The sequence below is a fragment of the Corynebacterium sp. MSK204 genome, from assembly GCF_030229885.1.
Classification (GTDB): Bacteria; Actinomycetota; Actinomycetes; order Mycobacteriales; family Mycobacteriaceae; genus Corynebacterium.
On record NZ_JASPGQ010000019.1, the window covers coordinates 14,342 to 37,069 of the forward strand.

Annotated in this window: 22 protein-coding genes and 2 pseudogenes; 14 read left to right on the forward strand and 10 right to left on the reverse strand. The window is 60.2% G+C overall.

The features are described 5' to 3' along the window. Positions 1 to 13: 13 nt before the first annotated feature. Both QP908_RS10555 and QP908_RS10560 read right to left on the reverse strand, forming a co-directional pair. Positions 14 to 2,290, reverse strand: a complete 2,277-nt coding sequence (locus QP908_RS10555) for a transglycosylase domain-containing protein (protein WP_284772231.1) — start codon at positions 2,288 to 2,290, stop codon at positions 14 to 16. 75 nt (positions 2,291 to 2,365) lie between these two features. Beyond that, the gene (locus tag QP908_RS10560) at positions 2,366 to 2,740 is read right to left on the reverse strand and encodes a DUF5318 family protein (protein ID WP_284772232.1); all 375 of its coding nucleotides are present in this window, start codon (positions 2,738 to 2,740) and stop codon (positions 2,366 to 2,368) included. A gap of 116 nt (positions 2,741 to 2,856) precedes the next feature. Between QP908_RS10560 and QP908_RS10565 the strand changes: the two genes are divergently transcribed. From QP908_RS10565 to QP908_RS11900, 7 genes and pseudogenes are all read left to right on the forward strand, one after another. Beyond that, a complete protein-coding gene (locus QP908_RS10565; RefSeq protein ID WP_239269610.1) occupies positions 2,857 to 3,945 on the forward strand; it encodes an inositol-3-phosphate synthase in 1,089 nt (362 codons plus the stop codon). Between the two features lie 54 nt (positions 3,946 to 3,999). Further along, entirely contained in the window at positions 4,000 to 4,494 is a 495-nt protein-coding gene (locus QP908_RS10570; RefSeq protein WP_239269609.1) for a MarR family winged helix-turn-helix transcriptional regulator, read from the forward strand. A 94-nt stretch (positions 4,495 to 4,588) separates the two neighbouring features. Further along, positions 4,589 to 5,560: a universal stress protein gene (locus QP908_RS10575; RefSeq protein WP_239269608.1), complete on the forward strand. Its 972-nt coding sequence runs from the start codon at positions 4,589 to 4,591 to the stop codon at positions 5,558 to 5,560. A 10-nt stretch (positions 5,561 to 5,570) separates the two neighbouring features. Next, on the forward strand, positions 5,571 to 6,053 hold the full coding sequence (locus tag QP908_RS10580; RefSeq protein ID WP_239269607.1) for a hypothetical protein: 483 nt from the start codon (positions 5,571 to 5,573) through the stop codon (positions 6,051 to 6,053). Between the two features lie 17 nt (positions 6,054 to 6,070). Next, positions 6,071 to 7,934: pseudogene (locus QP908_RS10585) on the forward strand (chorismate-binding protein). A gap of 84 nt (positions 7,935 to 8,018) precedes the next feature. Beyond that, on the forward strand, positions 8,019 to 8,474 hold the full coding sequence (locus QP908_RS10590) for a hypothetical protein (protein WP_239269606.1): 456 nt from the start codon (positions 8,019 to 8,021) through the stop codon (positions 8,472 to 8,474). After that, positions 8,387 to 8,680, forward strand: coding sequence for an aminotransferase class IV (locus tag QP908_RS11900; RefSeq protein WP_255722892.1), 294 nt, complete (start codon positions 8,387 to 8,389; stop codon positions 8,678 to 8,680). The genes QP908_RS10590 and QP908_RS11900 overlap by 88 nt, the downstream gene beginning before the upstream one ends. A gap of 191 nt (positions 8,681 to 8,871) precedes the next feature. On the opposite strand, the gene QP908_RS10600 is transcribed toward QP908_RS11900, so the two are convergent. From QP908_RS10600 to QP908_RS10615, 4 genes are all read right to left on the reverse strand, one after another. Next, a complete protein-coding gene (locus QP908_RS10600) occupies positions 8,872 to 9,234 on the reverse strand; it encodes a hypothetical protein (protein ID WP_239269605.1) in 363 nt (120 codons plus the stop codon). Between the two features lie 21 nt (positions 9,235 to 9,255). Continuing rightward, on the reverse strand, positions 9,256 to 9,777 hold the full coding sequence (locus QP908_RS10605) for a phospholipase A2 family protein (protein WP_284772233.1): 522 nt from the start codon (positions 9,775 to 9,777) through the stop codon (positions 9,256 to 9,258). Between the two features lie 370 nt (positions 9,778 to 10,147). Then, positions 10,148 to 11,089 carry an oxygen-dependent tRNA uridine(34) hydroxylase TrhO gene (gene trhO / locus QP908_RS10610; RefSeq protein WP_239269603.1) on the reverse strand — a complete coding sequence of 314 codons (942 nt, stop codon included), beginning with the start codon at positions 11,087 to 11,089 and terminating at the stop codon, positions 10,148 to 10,150. Between the two features lie 42 nt (positions 11,090 to 11,131). Next, positions 11,132 to 12,628 carry a DUF1846 domain-containing protein gene (locus QP908_RS10615; protein ID WP_239269602.1) on the reverse strand — a complete coding sequence of 499 codons (1,497 nt, stop codon included), beginning with the start codon at positions 12,626 to 12,628 and terminating at the stop codon, positions 11,132 to 11,134. Positions 12,629 to 12,746: 118 nt separating this feature from the next. Between QP908_RS10615 and QP908_RS10620 the strand changes: the two genes are divergently transcribed. Together QP908_RS10620 and QP908_RS10625 are read left to right on the forward strand one after the other, a co-directional pair. Then, positions 12,747 to 13,562 (forward strand): Fpg/Nei family DNA glycosylase, encoded by an 816-nt coding sequence (locus QP908_RS10620; RefSeq protein ID WP_239269601.1) that lies wholly within the window; start codon positions 12,747 to 12,749, stop codon positions 13,560 to 13,562. 17 nt (positions 13,563 to 13,579) lie between these two features. Beyond that, complete coding sequence (locus QP908_RS10625; RefSeq protein ID WP_239269600.1) at positions 13,580 to 15,172, forward strand: bifunctional ADP-dependent NAD(P)H-hydrate dehydratase/NAD(P)H-hydrate epimerase; 1,593 nt, start codon at positions 13,580 to 13,582, stop codon at positions 15,170 to 15,172. Here the strand turns inward: QP908_RS10625 and QP908_RS10630 are convergent. After that, positions 15,159 to 15,794: an ABC transporter ATP-binding protein gene (locus QP908_RS10630; RefSeq protein WP_239269599.1), complete on the reverse strand. Its 636-nt coding sequence runs from the start codon at positions 15,792 to 15,794 to the stop codon at positions 15,159 to 15,161. The two genes, QP908_RS10625 and QP908_RS10630, sit on opposite strands and share 14 nt — an antisense overlap. Position 15,795: 1 nt before the next feature. Beyond that, positions 15,796 to 16,779 (reverse strand): ABC transporter permease, encoded by a 984-nt coding sequence (locus tag QP908_RS10635; protein ID WP_284772234.1) that lies wholly within the window; start codon positions 16,777 to 16,779, stop codon positions 15,796 to 15,798. Positions 16,780 to 16,932: 153 nt separating this feature from the next. On the opposite strand from QP908_RS10635, the gene QP908_RS10640 reads away from it, so the two are divergent. The 4 genes from QP908_RS10640 to QP908_RS10655 are packed head-to-tail and all read left to right on the forward strand — an operon-like array spanning position 16,933 to position 20,633. Beyond that, positions 16,933 to 18,030: a sensor histidine kinase gene (locus tag QP908_RS10640; RefSeq protein ID WP_284772235.1), complete on the forward strand. Its 1,098-nt coding sequence runs from the start codon at positions 16,933 to 16,935 to the stop codon at positions 18,028 to 18,030. After that, complete coding sequence (locus QP908_RS10645; protein ID WP_284772236.1) at positions 18,023 to 18,640, forward strand: response regulator; 618 nt, start codon at positions 18,023 to 18,025, stop codon at positions 18,638 to 18,640. Before QP908_RS10640 ends, QP908_RS10645 begins: the two co-directional genes overlap by 8 nt. Beyond that, positions 18,640 to 19,623 carry an NAD(P)-binding domain-containing protein gene (locus tag QP908_RS10650; protein WP_284772237.1) on the forward strand — a complete coding sequence of 328 codons (984 nt, stop codon included), beginning with the start codon at positions 18,640 to 18,642 and terminating at the stop codon, positions 19,621 to 19,623. Before QP908_RS10645 ends, QP908_RS10650 begins: the two co-directional genes overlap by 1 nt. A gap of 35 nt (positions 19,624 to 19,658) precedes the next feature. Next, positions 19,659 to 20,633: an MDR family oxidoreductase gene (locus tag QP908_RS10655; protein ID WP_284772238.1), complete on the forward strand. Its 975-nt coding sequence runs from the start codon at positions 19,659 to 19,661 to the stop codon at positions 20,631 to 20,633. 83 nt (positions 20,634 to 20,716) lie between these two features. Here the strand turns inward: QP908_RS10655 and QP908_RS10660 are convergent, their stop codons facing one another. Beyond that, positions 20,717 to 21,163 (reverse strand): MarR family winged helix-turn-helix transcriptional regulator, encoded by a 447-nt coding sequence (locus QP908_RS10660; RefSeq protein ID WP_284772239.1) that lies wholly within the window; start codon positions 21,161 to 21,163, stop codon positions 20,717 to 20,719. Between the two features lie 314 nt (positions 21,164 to 21,477). Between QP908_RS10660 and QP908_RS10665 the strand changes: the two genes are divergently transcribed. Next, the gene (locus tag QP908_RS10665; protein WP_284772240.1) at positions 21,478 to 22,116 is read left to right on the forward strand and encodes a hypothetical protein; all 639 of its coding nucleotides are present in this window, start codon (positions 21,478 to 21,480) and stop codon (positions 22,114 to 22,116) included. Positions 22,117 to 22,144: 28 nt separating this feature from the next. On the opposite strand, the pseudogene QP908_RS10670 reads toward QP908_RS10665, so the two are convergent. Continuing rightward, positions 22,145 to 22,654, reverse strand: a pseudogene (locus QP908_RS10670) (NADPH-dependent FMN reductase); the annotation flags it as partial. Between the last annotated feature and the right edge of the window lie 74 nt (positions 22,655 to 22,728).

Genomic DNA, 22,728 nt, shown 5'->3' on the forward strand with positions numbered 1-22,728 from the left:
TACCGCTCCTTGCTTAGCCTAAGAGGTCAGCCAGACCGCCTTCGCGGTCAAGGATGTCATCTAACGACGGAGCTTCGGGTGGGGCTGGCTCGTTATTGCCGCCGCCATTTCCCCTATTGCCTTCGTTTCCCCTATTGCCGCCGTTTCCGTTATTGCCACCTTGGGTCTCCGGCTGCTGCGATGGGGCATCGCGACCCGCATCCGGGCTTTCCGCAGGAGCTGGGCTGGCCTCTTCTTCAGGGGCGCCATTTTGCGCTGGACCAGTGTAGTTCTGGGTACTTTGCCCGCCGGCTCCACCGCCTGGGTTATAGGCCGGAGCGCCACCGCCGGCAGAAACCGTGCCGAAGCGGACGGGGTAAGCCGAGGGGAATTGCTGGAATTCTTGGTCCGCCAAGGAGTTATCCAACACGGACTTCCAGATCTTCGTCGGTGCTCCAGCACCGTACATGATGCCGCCATACTGGTCGAAGATAGCCGAGGTGTTATCCGCCGTACCGACCCACACGGAGGTGGCAAGCTGCGGGGTAGCACCGACCATCCACGCATCCTTGTTAGTTCCCGAATCACCCAGCTGGGTCGTACCGGTCTTGGATGCCGAAGCGCGTCCGCCCGCCAGAGAGCCGTTGGACCATGCCGCCACCGGACCCATGGCCTCGAGAACGTTATTGGCCACATTGGAAGAAACGCGGCGCTCGCCCTCATCGTCTGGGTGCTCATACAGAACTTCCCCGGCGGCATTTTCTACGCGCTGCACAAAGTGCGGGTTGTGCCAAACACCCTGGTTCGCAAGGGTGGACATCGCGGTTGCCATGTCCAGCGGACGGGACTGGTACTGGCCCAAGACCACACCTTCGAAAGGCTGCTTGCCCTTTTCAGTCAGCGTCTCTTCGATACCCGGAAGCGAGCGGGCAACGCCCAAAGCGTGGGCCATATCCGCGGTGTCTTGGGTACCGTTTTTCAGATCGCTCTGCAGACGCAAGTAGGAAGTGTTCAGGGACTGCTTGGTGGCCTCGCGCAGGTCGCACACGCCGCAGCCGCCGCCTACGTTGGTGACCAGATCGGAGCCCGGCAGCTGGTACGGCGCCGAGGAGTAGTTGGTATCCAAGCTAATGCCCTGCTGCAGTGCAGCGGCAAGCGCCATGATCTTGAAGGTCGAGCCGGTCTGCAGCGGGGCGTTGGCGTAGTCCCAACCGTTGGAATCATGTCCGCCGAAGTAACCGCGCACCGCACCCGTCTTCGGGTCAATGGTTACAGAGGCCGCGCGCGCATCCTCTTGCAGCGGCGCCAGCTGGTCATCAACTGCCTGCACCGTATTGTTTTGCACGTTCATATCGATGGTGGTGGTAATGCGCAGGCCACCGGTAGAGACCTGGTTTTCCGAAATTCCCACCTCTTCAAGCTCGCGGATGACCTGGTCCTTAATGTGACCATTAGCGCCCGGGGCTTCCGTATATGCCGAGTACTCAGAGGGGTCGCGGGTCTCCGGGAAGACCATCCCATCGCGCTCTTCCTTGCTGAGATCGCCCATGTCCACGAGGCCGTCAAGCACGTAGTTCCACCGGTTTTCGGAACCTTCCTGGTTCACGCGCGGGTCCAAGCCAGACGGCGACTGGATAAGGCCGGCGAGCATGGCGCCTTCCTCTGGAGTGAGGTCCTTGGCGTCCTTATCAAAGTAGGCATTGGATGCAGCCTGGATGCCATAGGCATTGCGGCCGAAGTAGACCGTATTCAGGTAGGCGTTAAGGATGTCCTTTTTTTCCCACTCGTTGGTCATCTTGATGGAGTAGATGAGCTCGCGCGCCTTGCGCACGTAGGAGTATTCGTTGCCCACCAGGGTGTTTTTCACGTACTGCTGGGTAATCGTGGAACCACCACCGGCGGTGTCATTGCCGGTGACCTTACCCAGTACCGCGCGGCCCAAACCGGTGAAGGAAAAACCGGAGTTATCCCAGAAGTCGCGGTCCTCGGCGGCGAGCACGGAGTCCTGCACAAAGTCGGGTACCTCATCCAAGGTCACGTGCGTACGGTTGCCTTCCGGCGGCACCAAGCGCGCCAGCTGGGTGTCGTTATCGGAGGCATAGATGGTAGAGACCTGGTTATTGGCCAGCTCTTTGGGCTCCGGAACGGTGTATTGCGAATAGGCATACGCAAAAAGGCCTGCAGGCAGTGCCACAAAAACCAATAGGAGGGCCACAACGACCCACGGCCAGATGCGGCGCTTTTTGGGTTCTTCGCCTTCTTTACGGCGGTCCACCTTAGTGGACTCGCCAGTAGATTGCTTCTCGGTCACTGATTCGTGTCCTCATTCATCCCTGGTAACAAACTAAATAATTGCAGCTTACTGCCTAAGGCGGTGCGTCGAAAACTAACACGCGTTAAAAGCCGTTGCAGAACGCAACAAATGATTCCACCGGCAGTGTCGGCAGACCTCCACCTCATGCACGGTAAATTCCAGGCCTTCACCGACAAATTCCGCTATTTCTTTCTCGCTGCGGGCGCTCCCGGCGCGCCGGCCTAGGCTCTCGCCGTACACCCACCGGGTCAGGCGCAGGTCCTCCCCGCAGACCGGGCAGGGCTTATCCATGGTGCGGCCGTGGTGCTCGGCGGCGGCCCGAAGGAGGAAGTCCGCATCGCACACCTCATCGCGCCCCAAGTGCCCGGCGCGGTATTCGCGGACGTGTTGGGTGCGCTCCCATTCGTGGGAAAGCTCGTGCTTGAAGGCAACGGAATTCACCCGCATTATCTTAATTTCCTCTTCTTGATCGATCCATATGCCGTCGTGCTACCACCAGGCATAATTTCTGGCCTAACGTTGCGCAGGCACCACACAGCAACGAATTTATAAAGGAGCATAGTGTGTCTGACAAAGTAAAGGTCGCCATCGTCGGCGTCGGCAACTGCGCCACGTCCCTTATTCAGGGCGTGGAGTTTTATCGCAACGCCGCAGCAGAGGAAAATATTCCTGGCCTGATGCACACCCAGTTCGGGCCCTACCACGTCGGCGATATTGAGTTTGTCGCGGCCTTCGACGTCGATGGAGACAAGGTGGGCAAGGATCTTGCGGAGGCTACCCGCAGCTCCCGCAACTGCACCATCACCATCGCAGACGTCCCAGACCTCGGGGTCACCGTTCAGCGCGGCCCCACCATGGATGGCCTGGGCCGTTACTACCAGGAATCCATCACGGAATCGGATGAAGCTCCTGCCGATGTCGCAGCTGCCCTCCGCGAGGCCGGTGCCGAGGTTGTTGTTTCTTACCTGCCGGTTGGTTCCGAAGAGGCGGATAAGTTCTACGCCCAGGCCGCTATCGACGCTGGTTGCGCATTCGTAAACGCCCTGCCGGTCTTCATTGCTTCCGACCCAGAGTGGGCCAAGAAGTTTGAAGACGCCGGCCTGCCCATCGTGGGCGATGACATCAAGTCCCAGGTTGGTGCCACCATTACCCACCGCGTTATGGCGAAGCTTTTTGAAGACCGCGGCGTGCGCTTGGACCGCACGATGCAGCTCAACGTGGGCGGCAACATGGACTTCAAGAACATGCTGGAGCGCGAGCGCCTGGAGTCTAAGAAGATTTCCAAGACCCAGTCCGTGACCTCCAACGTGCACAATTCCCCTATTGCTGGCAAGCGCGCAGACCGCAACGTCCACATCGGTCCCTCGGACTACGTGGAGTGGCTGGATGACCGCAAGTGGGCCTATGTCCGCTTGGAGGGTTCCGCATTCGGCGAGGTCCCGCTGAACCTGGAGTACAAGCTCGAGGTCTGGGACTCCCCTAACTCCGCCGGCATCATTATCGATGCCGTCCGTGCCGCCAAGATCGCCTTGGACCGCAAGGTTGCCGGACCGGTACTTTCCGCTTCCTCCTACCTGATGAAGTCCCCTCCAGTGCAGAAGGGCGACGATGTCGCGCGCAATGAGCTGGAAGATTTTATTAAGGGAAGCTAATTTTTTCGTCGCGATACTACCGCCAGGCGGTAGGGCACGATAGAATTTAGTTCTATGACGCAACACCATGATGAGACGGACCCAACGAAGTCCCCGTCCAACTACGAGGACGCGGTAGAGGTAGCGCGGGACATCCAACCGGCGCTCAATAAGTTAATTCTTATTTTCCAGCGCACTGCAGAGGGTTCATCGCTGACTACCTCGCAGGTCTCCATCATGAACCAGTTGCGCTTGCGCGGGCCTTCCCGCGTATCCACCATCGCCCAGGCAGAGCTTATCCGCATGCCCACCGCGTCCAACGCGCTCTATCAACTAGAACGCCGCGGGTTCGTGGAACGCCACCGCGATGAAGAAGATCGCCGCGGCGTGCTGGTCGCGCTCACCCAACTGGGCGAGTCCGAATTGGCCATAGTTTCCGGGCAACGCGCCGCGGCCCTTGCGGAGATTATGCGGTGGCTCGAGCCCGAGGACTTGGCCACCGCCCGCGAGATGGGCGCGGTCATTTCCAAGCTTGCGGATGTCTACCGCCCCACCATGGATAGCGAGTAGCGAGCTTACGGCCACATGCAATTTTAGTTTTGCGGCCGCAACAGACGATAATGAGCTTTAGTACTCATTAAGCTTTCGCATACTTATTCATTCTATGGGCAAAAAATCTAACCAACCGCTGCTGCCGACCCTGCATAAAGGCTCGGCCAAAGAGCCGTTGCGCATCCTCATTTCGTGGAGTCCTTCCTCTTCCGGTACGGAACCCCTCGACTTCGCCGCATGGCTATCGCGCACCGCGGTGATAGAGGTGCGCGTTATTTCCACGGTTTTCCAACCGTGGACCACGACGTCCTTGTCCAAGCTAGGCGGGAAATACAAAAAATGGTTTAAAGAGCAAAAGCAAGCATGCACGACAGCCACCGCTGCGGCCCTGACGGAGGCAGGTATCCCGGAAAAGTACTGGGACGATACGCCCTCCGTGCTTGTCGATGGCCCTTCCCGCCCCCAGCTCCTTACTGAGATGGCCCAGGATTTTCAGGCTGATCTCATACTTTTAGGCCCCAACCAGGCCGCGCCCAAGGGCCGCTTTTTCCCCAGTTCAACTGCGGATACCCTCCTGCACTACTCGCCACAATCTTTAGGGCTTATCCCGCGCAAGGCCAAATTATCGAAACACGGCGTGACCCGCTTTAATTTTGTCATTACGGAGCGCGGTGACCGTGCGGATAGGGAATTATTGGGTGCAGCCGCGCTGGCGGATCGCTGGGATCTACCCCTGCGCATCTTGGCTTTCTCAGCGAATGACCTGCTGAATTCCCCGTCGAAGGATAAAAGCGATATTGCGCTAAAGCTCACCGCCGAGTGGCACGAGGATTCGTTAGCAATGCTCGACCGGGCTCGCGACCGCATCCAAGATGCTTACCCGGAGCTCGAGGTCTCCTCTGAGATCGGTTCCGGGGCCGGGTGGTCCGGTGCCGTTGATTCGCTCAAGTGGAAAAAGGGCGATCTAATGTTGATGGCCTCTACCCCACAAGGCCCCATCGCGCGGGTCTTTTTGGGTTCTAACGCAACCGAGTTGCTCCCTCATATTCGCGTACCGGTACTCATTCACCCCGCGACCGACTAGGCTTTGATGTATGAGCTCGCGCCCAGAGCACCCCGAAAACGACCTGACGACCGACGCCGATTATGCCAACCTGCGCCGGCCCGAGCCGCAAAGCTTCGATGATTTGGCAGACGAGCCCGATCCCGTCGAGGTAGCCGCCGCCAACCGGCGCTCCACACGCCAAGCCGTCTGGTACATGGTGTCCGTGCTGGTCATCTCCGCGCTATATGGCTTCGGCGTCGCGCTCTTTTCGCGCCTTACCGGCGGACCCCTGTGCGAGGACGGCACCGCAAGCTGGCTGTGTACCGAAGGCCAAAGAAACTTCTTTGCCATTTCCACCATGATCATCCCACTGCTGGGCATGATTGGCTGCGCGATCATTATGGTGCGCAAGCTGCGCCGCTACCTGCGCTGGCGTAGCTGGATGGCGATCTTTTGGGTGGTAGCTTTCAATTTCATGATCTGGGCTATTAGCGATATCCAGCTTTTCCTCATGGATTCGGGCACCACCTAGAGAAATTCCACCTCCCGATGATCCCTCTGCTTGATAATTACGATTCTTATACCTTTAACCTCGCCCACCTCATCGCGGAGGTAGCAGGCTGCGAGCCACTCGTCGTCGCTGCCGGTGAGGCGGAGGGGCTCCCCGAGCGCGTCCGTGCGGGCGAGTTTTCTCATGTGGTGATTTCTCCTGGTCCGGGCAGGTCTGAACGGGAGGAGGATTTCGGTGCTGCCTGAGCCGTCATTGCCGCCGCAACCTCGGCCGAGATTCCGGTGCTGGGCGTATGCCTTTGCCACGAAGGGCTGGGCCTGTTGGCCGGCGCCCAAGTTTCTCGTGCGCCGCAGCCGCGCCACGGTTTTGTCTCTACCATTAGCCACTCGGGCGAGGGAATCTTTGCTGGAATCCCGCAAAACTTCGAGGTAGTGCGCTACCACTCCCTGCAGATTGACGAGGTCTTCGGTGTCACCGTTCATGCCCGCAGCGAGGATGGCGTCATTCAAGCGCTCAAGGTCGATGGGTTGCCGCACTGGGGCGTGCAATTCCATCCCGAGTCGGTGCTCACCCACTATGGGAGGCAGATCATGCGCAATTTCCTGGGTGGGTTTCGCCTGCTCCACCGCGAGATTCCCGGCGCGGTAGACTGCGCACGTGTCTTTGCCACCCTGCGCGCCGAAGGCGACGATGCCTTTTCCTCGACTCCGCGGATCCCCACAGGCGCTATTCCATCCTCGGTGATACCGCCGGTACGTTGAGCCGCTCCTTCCGCTACCGGCTTGGCGAATCCCCCGATATCCCCGCCCTCCTTGACCGTGAGCTCGCTACCCGCGTCACCAACGCCCCAGAACTTCCCTTCACCGGCGGGGTTATCGGCTACCTAGCCTATGAGTGCGCCCAGCTCACCCTGCCCATTGCGTTAAGCCACCGCTCCCCTTACCCAGATGCTTATTTTGTGCGTCCGCGATCCTTTATCGTCTATGACCACCAGGCAGAAACCGCGCATCTGTGCTGCCTGGCTGGCAACAGCGCTGAAGATCTGCTGGACCGATTGGAAACCGCCTTGGGCGCGGATGGGCTACAGGACACTGGGGAAGGCAGCGGGGCGTCGCTCAGCGCGGGCTCCTGGCGCAGCCCCGGCTACCTGGAGCGGATTAAGCGCGCCCAAGGATTCCTGCACGTCGGCGAGAGCTACGAGGTCTGCCTAACCGATACCTACTCGGCCACGGCCGAGGGGAGGGGGAGCTCTACCCCCAACTGCGCTCGCGCAATCCCGCTCCCTATGCCGCGCACCTCGTCTTCGATGGCGTAGAAGTGTGCAGTGCCTCGCCTGAGCGCTTCCTCACCGTGCACGGGCGTGAGATGGAGGCCAAGCCGATTAAAGGCACTATCTCCGCCGACCAAGATCCTGCGTTGTTGACCACGGACCTGAGGACGCGCGCCGAAAACCTCATGATCGTGGACCTGCTGCGCAATGACCTTTCCCGAGTATGCGAGCTCGACAGCGTGCGCGTGCCAAAGTTGATGCAGGTAGAAAGCTATGCCACGGTTCATCAATTGGTGTCCTCCATAACTGGACAACTGCGAACCGGTACCACCGCAGTAGATGCTCTCCGCGCGACCTTTCCTCCTGGCTCGATGACGGGCGCGCCAAAGCTGCGCACCTGCGAAATCATCGATCAGCTCGAGACCAGCCCGCGCAGGGTCTACTCTGGCGTGGTGGGCTACTTGGGTTTTGATGAACAAGCCGATCTCAGCGTGGTCATTCGCACGACCGTACGCGCGGGCGGTGAGGTCACTATCGGGGCCGGCGGGGCCATCGTTTTGGATTCGGATCCAATAGCCGAGCTAGAAGAGCGCAACCTCAAAGCGCAGTCCGTATTAGGGGCATGGCAATGAGCACCTATCTCTGGCACGACGGCAGTTTTATTCCGCACCAACCCCACCCCGGCCCCTTCGACGTTGCGGATTCCTGGCGGATGCTTGGCGACGCCCACTCAAACGGCCTTCACCTTCACCTCCGGCGCTTGGAGTCGGTGGCCGGACCGCTTCCCGCGGGATTCGTTCCTGCGATGCTGCAGCTCTTCGCCCCCGGGCGATCTTTTTCCCCGTATCTCGCTAGCCGCCGGACAACTGCGCCTGGATATTCGCCCCGCTCCCCCAGCGCGCCCAGTCACCCGGCTATCCTATGCACATGCTCCCGACCCTTGCTCGCAGCCGTTAGTCAAGGGCCCTGATTTCCCAGCACGGGCACGCTACCGTGCCGAGTATCAGGTAGACGGCACCGATGACACCATCATTGTGGATTCCACCGGTGCCATGATGGAGACTACCACCGGCGCGCTCGTCGCTTGGGAGGAGAGACTCTTGTCCTCCCCACCGGGACGGCGCTGCCCAGCATCACGCTGCACCAGGTCACCCGGCGCGCCGCGGCCCTAGGCATACGGACCGAAACACGCCCGCTCCCCCCCCCGGAGCTCACCACCGAATGCCCCCTGTGGTTCCTCAACTCGCTGCACGGCATTAGCCCGGTGACCGAACTACACACGCCCGGTGGCGTCACCTATCCGCCAGGCAACCCACACGCCACCGCGTGGCAACAGTGGTGGTGGGACTCCTTCCACAAGGAAAAGGCGCGCGACTAGCTCTCCTGCTTGGCTAGCTGGGCTGCCAACTGCGTTTGCACTGCATGTTGACCGTAACCAGTCATGGGTACTGACTCTCTAAGTCGACTGTCCTCTACAAACACCTAACCACCCAGTCAGTAAGCACGAGAGCGGCCCCGCCTACTATGCTAGATAGGTAGACGAGGCCGCCGGAGAAAAGACTCAAAATCCTAAGCTGTTTGCTTTGAATTAACTTTCAAATTTCGAGCTATCAAAGTACAAAGGGTCGACATCACTAGTCCCGCACCAAGTACCCAAACAAGGGCCGGCGAGAAGATCGCAGTTTGCCCATCATTTTTTGAACCGATTAACAGACCGACTGCAATGGCAATGATGCCGATGATCATTCCTGTCAACTGAACTTTCGCGGACTGTTTCGAGAGAATTAACGTGGTAATTGCGGAAACCGCAGATAGAATAATGACCACAGTGCCGATCCAACCGATTCTGACTGGGGCCATAAGAACGAGAGCCACCCCTAAGACAGCCGCCACCAATTCAGGCCAAAGCGGACGGAGTTTTCCACTTGCCATAGTTACTCTCCTTTGCTTCTCTTATCCCGAAATCGTAGGGTTCCACTGGCTAGGATGAGCTGCAGTGACAAAAGCAAAATAGGTTGCTGCAGTAGAAAGACAGCCTCCCCTACGCGGATCGGCAGCGTTTGGATAAACGCTCTTGCAAATATGAACCATGTCCTTATTTAGTTGAACATTGCAGCCCACACGCTCACCGGGATCCTGATGGGCTCCGTAGCACATGTCGTGCTTTGCGCATGCGCCAGAGAAATCAGCATTGTCGCCAGGAGCGGGGAACTGATCGGGAGACTTCGTACAATAGTCATTCAGACTTCCCTTTGAAGGGTCATACACATAACCCGGTGGGGGTTCAACCCCTGCTCGGTTGAACATTACAATGTGCTTATCAGCAAGAGCCTTTTGAGTCTCGGTAGATGTAGTTACAGGTTCCTCTTGAAATTCGGCATCGAGATCAAGATTCTGAGATGCTGCCCACTCATCCAATTGCTTAGCAACCTCGGGAGGCAATTCTTTTCCAACAGCATCATTAACCGCGTTCACCGTCTCATCAGTTTGTTCAGCCGCAACGGCGGACGGAACTGCAACAGAAATCGCACCTAGGGCAACGAGTGCAGCCGCGGCAACGCGCCCCCCTTCATCTTAATATTGGGCATAAACTAAACTCCTCAAGTCGAATGTGAAAACCTTAGGCCCGCCTGCCACCGATGCGTACGATCTCTGCAGCGCAACGGCCAAAGCTGGACCTATAAAAATCAACATACTTGAAAGTACTTTGCAGCAAGTAAAATGGTGGTAAAATCTTATTACCACTTTGGTTAACACTCAGTCCACGCAAAGACGAAGCAAAGCATCTGCTGGGCGCTGCATCTAGCGATCTCGCGCCTGTTTTACAGTACCTAGCAATTTCTAATCAAGCCTTGGAATCTTGGTCGACGAATTTTGCTGCCACCTCGGCGCAATCTGGTCGGCCGCAATGCTGCGTTTCTACATGCTGGATGCAGTCATCACAGATGAGCACCTGCTGGCGGCACGTGTCCTCGTTGATGCAGTTGTGGAAGGTATTAGTGCCCTTGCCGCAGTGCACACAGTGGCCCAATTGGATAAAGCCCGGATCCTCTAGTCCTTGGCCAAACTCTTGGTGCATGCGCTTATCAAAGACGTACATGGAGCCTTCCCACAGGCCATCATTGCCGTACTTTTCGCCGTAGCGCACGATGCCACCATCAATCTGATAAATCTCGTTGAACCCGCGATTCTTCATCAGGGAGGAAAGGACCTCACACCGGATGCCGCCGGTGCAATAGGAGACGACCGGTTTGTCCTTCATCCAGTCGTATTTGCCGGATTCCAGCTCTTCAATGAAATCATGGGTGGTGCGCACATCCGGCACGACGGCATTTTTGAATTTGCCAATCTCTGCTTCCATTGCATTGCGCCCATCGAAGAAGACGACCTCATCGCCGCGCTCTTCTACCAGCTTGTTGACCTCTTCCGGCTTGAGGTGTGTACCGCCGCCGACGACACCGGTTTCATCTACCTTCAGCTCGCCTGGGGCACCAAAGGCCACGATTTCATCGCGCACCTTAACCGATAGGCGCGGGAAATCATCGGCTCCGCCATCGGACCACTTGAACTGCATGCGCTTAAAGCCTGGGTACTCACGGGTTTGACGCACGTAGCGCTTGCAGGCATCCATGTCGCCACCAACGGTGCCATTGATGCCGTGTTCCGAAATGAGGATGCGCCCCTTTAAGCCCAAGGACTCACACAGGGTGCGCTGCCATAGCATGACGGCGGTGGGATCCTCAATGGGGGTAAAGCAGTAATATAGGAGAACTTTGCCGATAGTCACGCCCATAATCTTAGGCCCGCTACCGGAAAGATCCCCAATTCCTTAGCGCTTCTGGTACAGCGCCTTCTTGCGGGCGAAGACCGGATCTGAGGTCACAAGCACGCCAAGGTTGCGGAAGATGCCCTCATCCACCGAGCCCAGGATGGTGGTGGTGTGGACATCGCAGCCGGAAAGTTCCTTGATCTGCTCCAGCGCCTTGCGGGCATCCTCGTCCTTTGCGGCGGATACGGACAGCGCGATGAGCACTTCATCGGTGTGCAGGCGGGGATTGGAAGAACCCAAGTGCTTCGTCTTGAGCGTTTGGATTGGCTCTATCGATTCCGGCGAGAGCAGGTGGGTATCGTCATCGATGCCGGCTAAGTACTTGAGGGCATTGAGCAGCATCGCCGCGGAGCAGCCCAGCAGCGGGGAGGTCCGGCCGGTGATGATGGTGCCATCGTGAAGCTGCATTGCGGAGGCGGGTCCATCGGTTTCCTCCGCGCGCTTGCGGGCCGGGCCCACTACTGGGCGGTCATCGGCTTTGATGCCGGCCTTTGCCATGACGACGGCGGCGCGCTCAGACTGCTCATCGCCCAGCCCGGCGCGGGCTTCTTCCACCTTGGCCTTGAAGTAGCGGCGGATGATTTCCTGTTGGGCGGCGGCGCGGCAGACCGCGTCATCGGTAATGCAGTAGCCGGCCATATTCACGCCCATGTCCGTGGGCGATTCATACGGCGTGGTGCCGGTGAGCTTTTCCAGCAGGGTCCGCAGCAGCGGGAAGGCCTCAACGTCGCGGTTGTAGTTGACCGTGGATTCGCCGTGGGCGCTCAAGTGGAAGTGGTCAATAATATTGGAATCGTTGAGATCCACCGTGGCTGCCTCATAGGCCAGGTTAACCGGGTGCTCGAGGGGAAGATTCCAGATGGGGAAGGTCTCAAACTTGGCGTAACCAGCGTTATTGCCGCGCTGGTGCTCGTGGTAGACCTGCGATAGTGCGGTGGCGAGCTTGCCGGAACCAGGACCTGGGGCGGTCACGACGACCAAGTCCCGGGAGGTTTCCGCGAACTCGTTCTTGCCAAGGCCATCCTCAGACACAATGAGATCCGTATTCGTGGGATAGCCAGGGATAACGCGGTGGCGAGCTACCTTGAGGCCGAGGCGCTCGAGCTTTTCGATGAACGCTTCTGCCTGCGCATTTCCGTCTTCCACCTGGGTCATGACGATGTTTTCAACCAAGAAGCCGCGGCTGCGGAATACGTCCACCAAGCGCAGGAGGTCGTCTTCATACAGGATGTCTAAATCAGCGCGGACTTTGTGGCGGGCAATGTCTTTGGCGTTGATGCACGGGAGGATTTCAATGTCCTCTTTGATGCGCTCCAGCATGGCGATCTTGTTATCCGGGGTAAAGCCCGGCAGCACTCGGGAGGCGTGCATATCATCGAAAAGCTTGCCGCCCATTTCCAGATAGAGCTTTCCGCCGATTTCTTCGCGGCGGGCCTGTATGTGCTTTGACTGCAGCTCTATGTATTTTTCTCGGTCAAAACCGATTTTATGCGTCATGATTTATCGACCCTTCAATAGAAATAAAATCAATCCGCGCTTCGAGTTTACTCTTTTTCATCCCCCGGCGCCACGCACCCTAGTTGGGGGCGACCAACTATTTCACTACACTGAAGTCATGCCTGAAGGTCACGTGATCCACCGCCTAGCCCTCACACTCAACACTGACTATCGCGGGATGCCGCTCAGCGTGACCAGCCCGCAAGGCCGCTTCGCCGCCGAGGCGGCCATCCTGGACGGTACAGAAATCGACCACGCAGAGGCCTTCGGCAAGCACCTCTTCGTGCACTTCACCGCCACCAACCCGGCGCATATCCTCTATATTCACCTGGGGCTCATCGGCAAGCTCAGCTTCGAACCGCGCGAGGAAACCCGCGGGCAAATCCGCATACGCATAGACAATGGGGCGCAAGCCGCGCAACTGCGCGGGCCCCAATTCTGCCTGCTACTTACAGAGGAGGACTACCGGGCGCGACTAACCAAGGTGGGCCAGGATCCGCTCCGCGCCGATGCCGACCCAAAAGCCCTGTGGGCCAAGGTGAGCAAATCCCGCCGCAGCATAGGTTCCCTCATGATGGACCAGCACCTGTATGCCGGTGTGGGCAATATCTACCGCGCGGAGGCCCTCTTTCGCGCCTGCCTCTCCCCCTTCACCCCTGGCAAGGATGTTTCCCGTGAAACATTCTTCGCCATCTGGAAAGACCTGGTAGAGCTCATGAACTACGGCGTGGAGCACGGCCGCATCGATACCGTGCGCGCCGAGCACTCCCCCGAGGCCATGGGGCGCGACCCGCGCAAGGATGATCACGGCGGCGAAGTCTACGTCTACCGCCGCGCCGGCCTGCCCTGCTATGTCTGCGGCACGCCGATTGCGGAACAAGTAATGGAGGGCCGAAACCTCTCCTGGTGCCCTACCTGCCAATCCGCTGCTTAAGGCCTATAGTGGCGGGCATGCGACCTGCCTATAGTGTATCCGCCGTTCGTTCCGCCGAATCCGCGCTCCTCGCGCAGCAGAGCCACGATGATGAGCTCATGCGCTTGGCCGCCAGGGGCGTTGCCGCCACGGCGAAATCCATGCTGACGGGCCCTGCGCCTCACCGCATCACCCTCCTCGCCGGACCTGGCGGCAATGGCGGCGATGGCCTTTATGCAGGCGCTTTCCTCGCCGAGGAGGGCTATGGCGTTGACGCGCTCCTCGTCGCCGATGCTGCGCACGACCCGGCGCTGCAGGCCTTTACTGCTGCCGGCGGGACCATTACGGAGCAACCGCGCGCGGAGGCTACGGGGCTGCTTATTGATGCCGTCGTCGGCCTCAACTCCACCCGCGGGCTTAGCGGTGTGGGCCTTGCCGCGTACCGCGCGGCCAAGCAGCACGATATCCCGGTGCTTTCGGTGGATATCCCCTCTGGCATCAACGCCGATACGGGCGTGGCCGCGGATAATGCCGTCGAGGCCACGATTACCGCGAGCTTCGGTTGGGCGCGCGCCGGCCATATCTTCGCCCCGGAATGCGGCACGGTGGTGCTCTGCGATCTGCAGCTGCCCAAGGCGCCGCGTTCCTTTGCGGAGGAACTAACGGCCACGGCTGAGCCGGCGGGCTATATCGCCAACGAGCCCACCATCGATCTCCCCTTCCAGTGGCCTGCGGACCCCGTGCTTGCCGATGCCCACCTCGGCCACGTCACCGCCCCCAAGCCCGTGGGTTGCACGGGGCCCATCGTGGACCCCACTCCCCGCGCTTCGAGCACGAAATACACCGGCGGGGTCACCGCCATCTGTGCTGGTAGCAACGCGTATCCCGGCGCGGGCATCCTAGCGGCTACCGGGGCGGTGCGCGCGACGCCCTCCATGGTGCGGGTGATAGATAACGATGCCGTGGTCCCCCACCTACCCGAGGTGGTTCCCCACGCGAGCGCCGAGGATAAGGTGCATGCCCAGGCGTGGGTGGTGGGCCCTGGCCGCGGCACCGATGAAGCAGCAGCCCGCGAGCTCCACGCCGTCTTGGATCGCGGGCTGCCTACCATCCTGGATGCCGATGCCCTGACGCTGCTCGCCCAAAGCGCCGAGCTGCGCGATAGCGTCCGCGCCCACCCGCGGGTCATCCTTACCCCGCACGCCGGCGAGTTCCGCCGCCTCTACGAGGCCACCTGCGGCCGCGAGCTCGATCTCAGCGAGGGCGTGGGCCCGCGCCAGCGCGAGCTCGCCGAGGACTTGGACTGTTTTGTCCTGCACAAGGGCCGAATCACCACGGTGACCGCGCCTGGCCAGTCCATCTATGGGATGAATGCCGGCCACTCTTATGCGGCCACCGCCGGCTCCGGCGATGTTTTATCCGGCATCCTCGGCGCCACCATCGCGCAGGTAGACCACGAGAAGGCCGATGCGGAGTACATCATTATGGAGATCCTCCACGCCGCCGCCCTACACCAGCACGCGGCCGCCATCGCGGCGCATACCCCCGATGGTTTTGGCATTTGTTCCGCTTCCCAGATCGCCGCGGCGATGCCCCAGTCCATCGCGCGCTTGCTCGTTATGCACCGATAGCGTCCTGCGTGCTCACGCGGCCGTCTTTGACCTCAACCACGTGGTCGGCGAAGGTGAGTAGGGAGCGATCGTGCGTCACGAGCACCGTGGCGGTATGCATCTCCTGGGTAATATCGCGCAGCAGGCGGATGATTTCCTGGGAAAGGTGGGAGTCGAGGGCGGAGGTGGGTTCATCGGCAAGCAGCAGGTTCGGCTCATCCATCAAGGCGCGCGCGATATTGACGCGCTGGGCCTGGCCGCCGGAAAGCTGGCCGATGCGGCGATTGCCCATGCCCTTAAGACCAACGAATTCTAGCAGCTCATCGGCCCGATCCTTACGCAGCTTGCGCCCGGCCATGTGGTCCATGATGAGCAGCTGATCGCGCACCTTGAGCGCGGACAACAGGTTCGACTGCTGGAAGATGATGGAGTTCGTACCGTTGACCTCTACGGTGCCGGAGTCCGGAGTGATGAGCCCGGCGCCGACGGAGAGCAGCGTGGACTTACCGGAACCGGACTCGCCCACGATTGCGGTGAGAGTATCGGAGTCGGCGCTAAAGGTGGCATTATCAAGCGCCGTAGTAGTCGTCGTGCCGTCCTGAAAGGTGACGGTGGCGTCGCGAATATCAAGAACGGTGGACATTTTAGGCATTTCCTCCCAATGCATCGAGGGGGTTGGCTTTGGCTACGCGGCGGGTGGAGACCAGGGCACCGGCCATGCCCAGGATCCAGATGCCGACCGCGGGAACAATGATGGTGCGCACGGATACGTCGAAGGGAACGGTGCCGGAGGCCAGCAGGCCAAGCAGCCAGCCGACGAACGCGCCGAGGATGGTGCCGGCGGCCAAAATCAGCGCGGCCTGGGCCAGGGCATCGCGCAGCAGATAGCGCACCGAGGCGCCCAGGGCGCGCAGGATGGAGAGATCGCGGGTGCGCTGGAGGGTCCACACCGTCAGGAAGGCCACGGTGACCAGCGCGGAGATGCCGTAAAGGAAGCCCTGCATAGTCAGCAACGAACCGCGTTCGGACTGATAAGCGGGCAGGCCGGAGAAGGAATCGGACATCTCGACCGAGCCGGGGACCTCTTCGGAATGGAGGGCAAGCGTGCCGACCACACCCTCTGGGGCGTGGCTTACCTTCTGCCAAGTCTGGGTAGATACCCATACCACCGGCGAGTGGGAAAACTGCGTTTCGGCAACGGTGCCCTCTACGGAAAGGTCTACCCCGCCGATATTCACGGTGCCGGAGGCATCAATCGTGTCAGACAGGACGGCGCCATCTTCCGGGATGGTGGCTTTGGTATTAGGGATGGTCGTACCGGCCGGCAAGCCCATCACGCCTACCGCGCCCTCGCCCTCCAATTTGGTTTGCGCGGTGCCCAAGGCAATCGCCTCGCCGGAAAGGTCTTCCTCTTTGATCTCGGACTCGTTATAAGCGGGCTCTTCAGTAGAAAAGCTGACATAGGGGTATTCCTGCGCCACGGCCTCAAGCGCCGAGGTATTTTGCTTGGATAGGCCCTCCGTCAGGCCGGAAAGCATCACCAAGAGCAGGGTAATAAGCGCCACGGTGCCGCCGATGAGCCCGAAGCGGCCGCGCGCTGCGGTGATTTCACGAATAGCTAAGAACATACTTCTATAGTCCCTTTGCGCAGTTCAGAAGTAATCGGCGGCCTAGTTGAACCTCCAGTCAACCAACTGGTTGATCCCTCATCCACCCTCCGGCAGTTACTGTAGAAAATTGTGTTTTCTGGACAAAAATTATGGCTCTGGGGCTTACACGCCATGTTCGTGTTCCTGCTGCTTTTCGGTGTGGCCCGCGCCTATATCGATGACCGCCTAGATGCCCGCGCCATCCTTTTGGCCATCGGCCTAGCCGCGGTGTACGCGGCCGCGCGCTGGCTTCCCACCTGGCTCTGGCTCACCGGGTTGTGCCTGCTCTGGTTGGGGCTGATGGTCCACGCGCAGGACTTCATGTGGCTCGAGTTCCCGCTCATCTTCGTCTTCCTGCGCGCCTTGCCCAAGTGGCCAGGCCTTATCTCCATCACAGTGCTGTGGGCGGCGGCCGCGTTCATTCCGGCGTGGCTGCATCCGGATGGCTGGTCCATCGCCGCGGCCATCGGGCCGCTTATCGGCACGACCTTTGCCGCGGGCGTGTTCTATATCCAGCGCCGGTTGCAGGCGGAGGCGGTGCACCACAGGGACATCGCCAAGCAGCTGCACGAAACCCAGGCCGAGCTGGCTGCCAGCGAGCACCAAGCCGGGCGCCTGGAAGAGCGCGAACGCCTGTCCCGGGATATCCATGACACCGTGGCCCAAGGGCTGAGCTCCATCCTGCTGCTATCCCGCGCCGCCCGGAATACCGATGACCTAGCGACCAAGAATGAACAGCTCGCCGTCATCGAGGACACCGCGGGCGAGAACCTGGCCGAGGCCCGCCGTTTCGTCCGCGAGCTCGCCGGGCCCGATGAGCGCCTGGAGACCCAGTTGGATTCCATCCTGTCCCAGATGCGCCGACGCACGGAGGCACTGGGCGACGATACCACCTTTGACCTCGTCGTTTCCGGCAGCGGGAGCGTGCCCGGCGATATCAAGCAGGTGGTCGTGCGCGCCGCGCAGGAGGGCCTTAATAACGTGATCAAGCACGCGCACGCCTCCCGCGCGGTGGTCACCCTGGGCCTTTTTGAGGATGCGGTCACCCTGGACGTCGTGGATAATGGGCACGGTGTAGTCGAGCCCCCGAGCCACGGCGGCGATAGCGGCTTTGGCCTGCAAGGATTGTCCCAGCGCGTGGAGAGCGTCGGTGGCTCCCTGAGCCTCGAATCCGGCGACGGCACCGCCCTTGCCATTAGAATCCCCCTCAAGGAGCAGCCCCATGGTTAACGTCATGCTTATCGATGACCACCCCGTCGTCCGCGCCGGGCTGCGCGCGATACTCAATACCTTTGCCGATGTCCACGTGGTCATGGAAGGCGATAACGGCGCGGACGTGAACAAGCTCTTTGCCGATGACGCCCCCGAGGTCGACGTCGTGGTCTGCGATATCCAGATGCCGGGCGTCGATGGCATCACCGCCACCAAAAAGCTGACCGAGGCCGGCGGCCCGCCCGTGCTCATCCTCACCACCTATGACACCCAGGCCGATATCCTGGCCGCGGTGGAGGCCGGCGCGATGGGATACCTGCTCAAGGACTCGCCCGAGGAAGAGCTGCACGAAGCCGTGCTCAATACCGCCGCGCGCCAGCGCACCCTCGCCCCAGAGGTGGTCAACCTCTTGGCCCAGCGCGTGGGCCAGCCGGAGCAGTCCCTCTCCACCCGCGAGCTGGAAATCCTCCGTGCCCTTGCGACCGGCTCCTCCAATAAGGAGCTGGCCAATCAGCTCTTTATCTCTGAGGCCACGGTGAAGACGCACCTCATTCACATCTATCAAAAACTGGGCGTGGACACCCGCACGGCCGCGGTGACCGTAGCCCGCGAAAGAAAGCTCATTTAATGCTCGATTCCATCGTTATCGGCGGCGGGCAAGCCGGCCTGGCCACCAGCTATTACCTACGCAAGAAGGGACTCGACTTCCAGATCCTCGATGCCGAGCCCTCCCCCGGCGCGGCCTGGCGCCACGCGTGGCCATCGCTCACGCTCTTTAGCAATAGCGCCTCTTCCAACCTGCCCGGCTTGCCGATGCCCCACCACGACGGATTTCCGCCCGCCAGCCACGTCATCGATTACTTTACCCGCTACGAGCAGCGCTATGACCTGCCCGTACGCCGGCCGGTGCGGGTCCAAGAGGTCACCCACGATGGCGAGCGCTTTCATGTCATTACCGATGATGAGCTTTTTACCGCGCGCACCGTGGTCGCGGCTACCGGCACGTGGTCCTCGCCGTTTATCCCCTACTACCCCGGTTCCTTTGCCGGGCGGCAATGGCACTCGGCGGTCTACCCCGGGCCCGATCCCTTCCGTGGCGAGTCCGTCGCCGTCGTTGGGGCAGGCAACTCCGGGGCCCAGATTGCCGCAGAGCTTGTGCTCTCTGGCGTAGATACCACGTGGTTTACGGCGAAGCCGCCGCGGTGGATGCCCGATGACGTTGACGGCCGCGTGCTTTTCCAGCGCAACCGCGCCCGCCTCAATGCCATGATGCGCGGCGAGCCCGATCCCGGCGCGGATACCAACTTGGGCGATATCGTCGTTGTTCCTCCCGTCAAGCGCGCCCGCGATGAGGGACTGCTTAAGTCCTCCCCCATGTTCTCCAGCCTCGATGAGGTGAAGGCAGATCACCTCATCTGGTGCACCGGGTTCCGCCCGGCGCTGGGGCCTTTCCGCACGCTTCTCGATGGCCGCACCCCCACCGTCGAGGGCCTCTTCCTCGTCGGCTACGGAACGTGGACGGGCCCCGGTTCCGCAACGATTACCGGGGTGAGCCCTTTTGCCAAGCAGACCGCTGCGGACATCGCCAAGCTCTGCTCCCCCGCTCGTTAGCCGCCCAAAAATGCTTGCATCACAATTCACGTACCATGGTGAGCATGAGCACGCTACTTGTTACCCGTAACGAAGACAAATCTGTCACTACCTCCTTTGAGGATGGAGAATTCCTCGGCGAGGGCGACCTGACCGTTGACGTCTCTTATTCCTCGCTGAACTACAAGGACGCGATGGCGATCACCGGTGATCCCGGCGTCGTCCGCACCAACCCACTGGTGCCCGGCATTGATGTGGTCGGCACCGTATCCGATTCCAATGTGCAGCGACTGCCGGTGGGCACCTTGGTTGCCTCCTTTGGCGACGGCCTTGGCGAATTCCGCCACGGCGGCTATACCCCGAAGCAGCGCGTCAATTCCCGCGCCACCGTTGCCCTGCCTGCGGATTTCACCGCGGAGCAGGCAGCTGCCGTCGGTACCGCCGGCTACACCGCGGCGCTGTGCGTTAACTCGCTGCGCGGGCTTCCCGAGGGCCCCGTTCTCGTCACCGGTGCCACCGGCGGCGTCGGCTCCATTGCCGTCAACCTTCTGCGCAATGCTGGCTACGAGGTCCACGCCATGACCGGCCGCCCCGACGATTACGCCAACTACCTCTACGAGCTCGGCGCACATGAGGTCATTGACCGCGCCGAATTCACCGAGCCGGGCAAGCCCCTACAAAAGGCCATCTACGCTGGCGCCGTGGACACCTCCGGCTCCCAGGAGCTGGCCAATGTCCTGGCCCGTACCAAGTGGGGCGGCACCGTCGCCGCCACCGGTATGGCCAGCGGCCCCGACCTGCCCGCCACCGTCATGCCCTTCATCCTGCGCAACGTACACCTAGCCGGCGTGAACTCCGTCGATGCCCCGCTGCACTACCGCCAGAATGCTTGGCAGCTCCTCGCCCGCACCCTGGACCTGTCCATCCTGGAGTCCTTGACCAATACCCTTCCCCTGGAAGATGCGGTAAAGGAAGCGCAATCGCTCATCAACGGCAACCACCACGGCCGCACGGTGCTGAAGATTTCCTAAGGTCCTAGTCTTTAGGATTCAAAACTAGGAAGGCACCCCATCAGTGACGGGGTGCCTTCCTTGTGCGATTGACTCCTTGGGGTCTAGGTATCGCCCGTTAAACCGCGCATGATTTTTCTTGAGATGGAACCCAACTGCCGCAATTCCTCTCCCGTCAAGACGGAGACCACCTTGTCATCCACCTTCGCGGTGTGGCTCTCCAGTGCTGTGGCGAATGCTTCCCCGCCGACTTTCGTCACTGTGACGTCAATAGCGCGGGGTCCTAACTCCTCCGCGTGCCGCCTCGTCACCAACTTGCGCCCCTCCATCCGGACCAGTTGTCGGTGCAGGCGCGATTTCTCCCACCCAAGTTCCGCGGCCAACTCGTGCGGCCGGGTGCTCTGCCCACGGCGGCGCTGCAGGACGGCCAACACCGCATAATCGGCCTCGCTCACATTCGCAGTTTCCTGCAGCGCGTTGGCCAACTCCTTATGCAGCGCCCGCTGCATTGCTACAAAATCCGCCCACGCCGCACTTTCCTCTGCGCGCACGGCATCTCTCCCTTTAGCTTCTGACTTAATTGGCATTATACCCTGCGCAGTTGATTACTCAACCCTGTATCGATTGCCGCAGTTGACCCATCAATCCTCAACATTATTAAACGTCTTGGATTCACCGTACCAATAATTTTCGTGGGCCATACTTTTGCTCGTTTAATCGCATGTACTTCGCTTTTTATAACCTATTTATTGGTATTAATATTCGGTTGATTGTCTCTATATTTAGTCACTAGTAAGTAAACACCGGACTATTTTCAGACCGCCCGCGACTCCTGTAGGGCAGACGCCTGTCTATGATGGCGGACATGGATAAACTTTTTAGCGTCTGCGGATTCGATTTCCTAGGCACCGAGGAGCTCATCGCGGAGCTTCCCGCAGAGCGGACCCTGTGGGATGCGCCTGCTTTTGATCAAGTGCTCTACTATGCGGATCCCTCCGGCATAGCCGTCACGGCGATGGAGTACGAGGGGGAGTGGACCGTGTTGCCGTCATTCCGGGGCGGGGAAGAGGTTAAGGCAACGCTTTATCGCGCCATGCCATTTATTGGCATCTTAGAAATGGAAGATCTGCGGTGGGCAGTGCTTAGCGATGCCCCCTTCACGCTACCCACCGGCAACCCCGTGGGCGGCGAAAAACTGCGCGGCCGCGTGCGGCCCGCGGTCGTTGCGCTGGACTATGAATTAACGGACCCGGCGGAGTTTTCGCTGCGCTCCCCAGCCACGGAACGGTTTTATCAGAACTACAAGCCCAGCCTGCTCAACCCGCAGGTGGAGCTAGCGGGGACCGTGAACAACGTCGAGAACAGGACCAATGAATTTGGGGGAGGGGAGTTCTGGGTATGCGAAATCGACGGGCTCCCGCTCATCGTTGATGCCCCAGTTGAGGCGGGCCAGGAAATCCGGGCGCACGGCATCGCGCTCTGCGCCACGGAATACTGGGATTAACCGCCTCGCTGCTAGGAGGATGTAGATCCTAGTGTTGCGGAGCTGCAGGTACCAACGCTAAAAGACGCTCGAGGTAGTCCCGCACGAAATCGATGGTGCTGGGAGGCGCGATCTTTCCATCCTCGCCGATGAGCTGGGGAGAATTGCCCAAGAATACCTCAGGCTGACCGGGCATCGGCATGTCAAAGTAGGACAAGGCTAGGCGCACATTCTTGTGGGAAGAATAGCCACCCATGCGGCCGACGGAGTGGCTGATGATGCCAGCTGGCTTATTCTTCCAGGCGACATCGGAATTGGGCTTGGACCCAATATCGATGGCATTCTTTAAACACGCCGGGATCGTCCGGTTATTCTCGCTAGTGACGAACAAAATGGCATCCGCTTCCTTAATGGCGTTGCGGAAATCGGTGTACTCTTCCGGCGTGGGTTTATCCTCCACGCCAGGATCGTCGTAGTCGAAATCATAAAGCGGGAGTGTGCGCAGGTCATAGCGCTGGCACTCTACGTGCTCGGGAACGAGTTCAATGGCATGGTTTGACGCGGGCTTGTTTTAGGGACCGGTAAGGCGGTACCAGGTACCGGGGTGGCGGTAGCCGCCCGGTAGCCGGTTTT

What these genes read in the sequence shown, in the direction of transcription:
- QP908_RS10625 (WP_239269600.1), top strand. Translation starts at nt 13,580, where the DNA reads ATGCGACCTGCCTATAGTGTATCCGCCGTTCGTTCCGCCGAATCCGCG.
- QP908_RS10620 (WP_239269601.1), top strand. Translation starts at nt 12,747, where the DNA reads ATGCCTGAAGGTCACGTGATCCACCGCCTAGCCCTCACACTCAACACT.
- QP908_RS10655 (WP_284772238.1), top strand. Translation starts at nt 19,659, where the DNA reads ATGGTGAGCATGAGCACGCTACTTGTTACCCGTAACGAAGACAAATCT.
- QP908_RS10600 (WP_239269605.1), bottom strand. Translation starts at nt 9,234, where the DNA reads ATGGCAAGTGGAAAACTCCGTCCGCTTTGGCCTGAATTGGTGGCGGCT.
- QP908_RS10665 (WP_284772240.1), top strand. Translation starts at nt 21,478, where the DNA reads ATGGATAAACTTTTTAGCGTCTGCGGATTCGATTTCCTAGGCACCGAG.
- QP908_RS10560 (WP_284772232.1), bottom strand. Translation starts at nt 2,740, where the DNA reads ATGCGGGTGAATTCCGTTGCCTTCAAGCACGAGCTTTCCCACGAATGG.
- QP908_RS10640 (WP_284772235.1), top strand. Translation starts at nt 16,933, where the DNA reads ATGTTCGTGTTCCTGCTGCTTTTCGGTGTGGCCCGCGCCTATATCGAT.
- QP908_RS10635 (WP_284772234.1), bottom strand. Translation starts at nt 16,779, where the DNA reads ATGTTCTTAGCTATTCGTGAAATCACCGCAGCGCGCGGCCGCTTCGGG.
- QP908_RS10575 (WP_239269608.1), top strand. Translation starts at nt 4,589, where the DNA reads ATGGGCAAAAAATCTAACCAACCGCTGCTGCCGACCCTGCATAAAGGC.
- QP908_RS10630 (WP_239269599.1), bottom strand. Translation starts at nt 15,794, where the DNA reads ATGTCCACCGTTCTTGATATTCGCGACGCCACCGTCACCTTTCAGGAC.
- QP908_RS10650 (WP_284772237.1), top strand. Translation starts at nt 18,640, where the DNA reads ATGCTCGATTCCATCGTTATCGGCGGCGGGCAAGCCGGCCTGGCCACC.
- QP908_RS10615 (WP_239269602.1), bottom strand. Translation starts at nt 12,628, where the DNA reads ATGACGCATAAAATCGGTTTTGACCGAGAAAAATACATAGAGCTGCAG.
- QP908_RS10645 (WP_284772236.1), top strand. Translation starts at nt 18,023, where the DNA reads ATGGTTAACGTCATGCTTATCGATGACCACCCCGTCGTCCGCGCCGGG.
- QP908_RS10570 (WP_239269609.1), top strand. Translation starts at nt 4,000, where the DNA reads ATGACGCAACACCATGATGAGACGGACCCAACGAAGTCCCCGTCCAAC.
- QP908_RS10580 (WP_239269607.1), top strand. Translation starts at nt 5,571, where the DNA reads ATGAGCTCGCGCCCAGAGCACCCCGAAAACGACCTGACGACCGACGCC.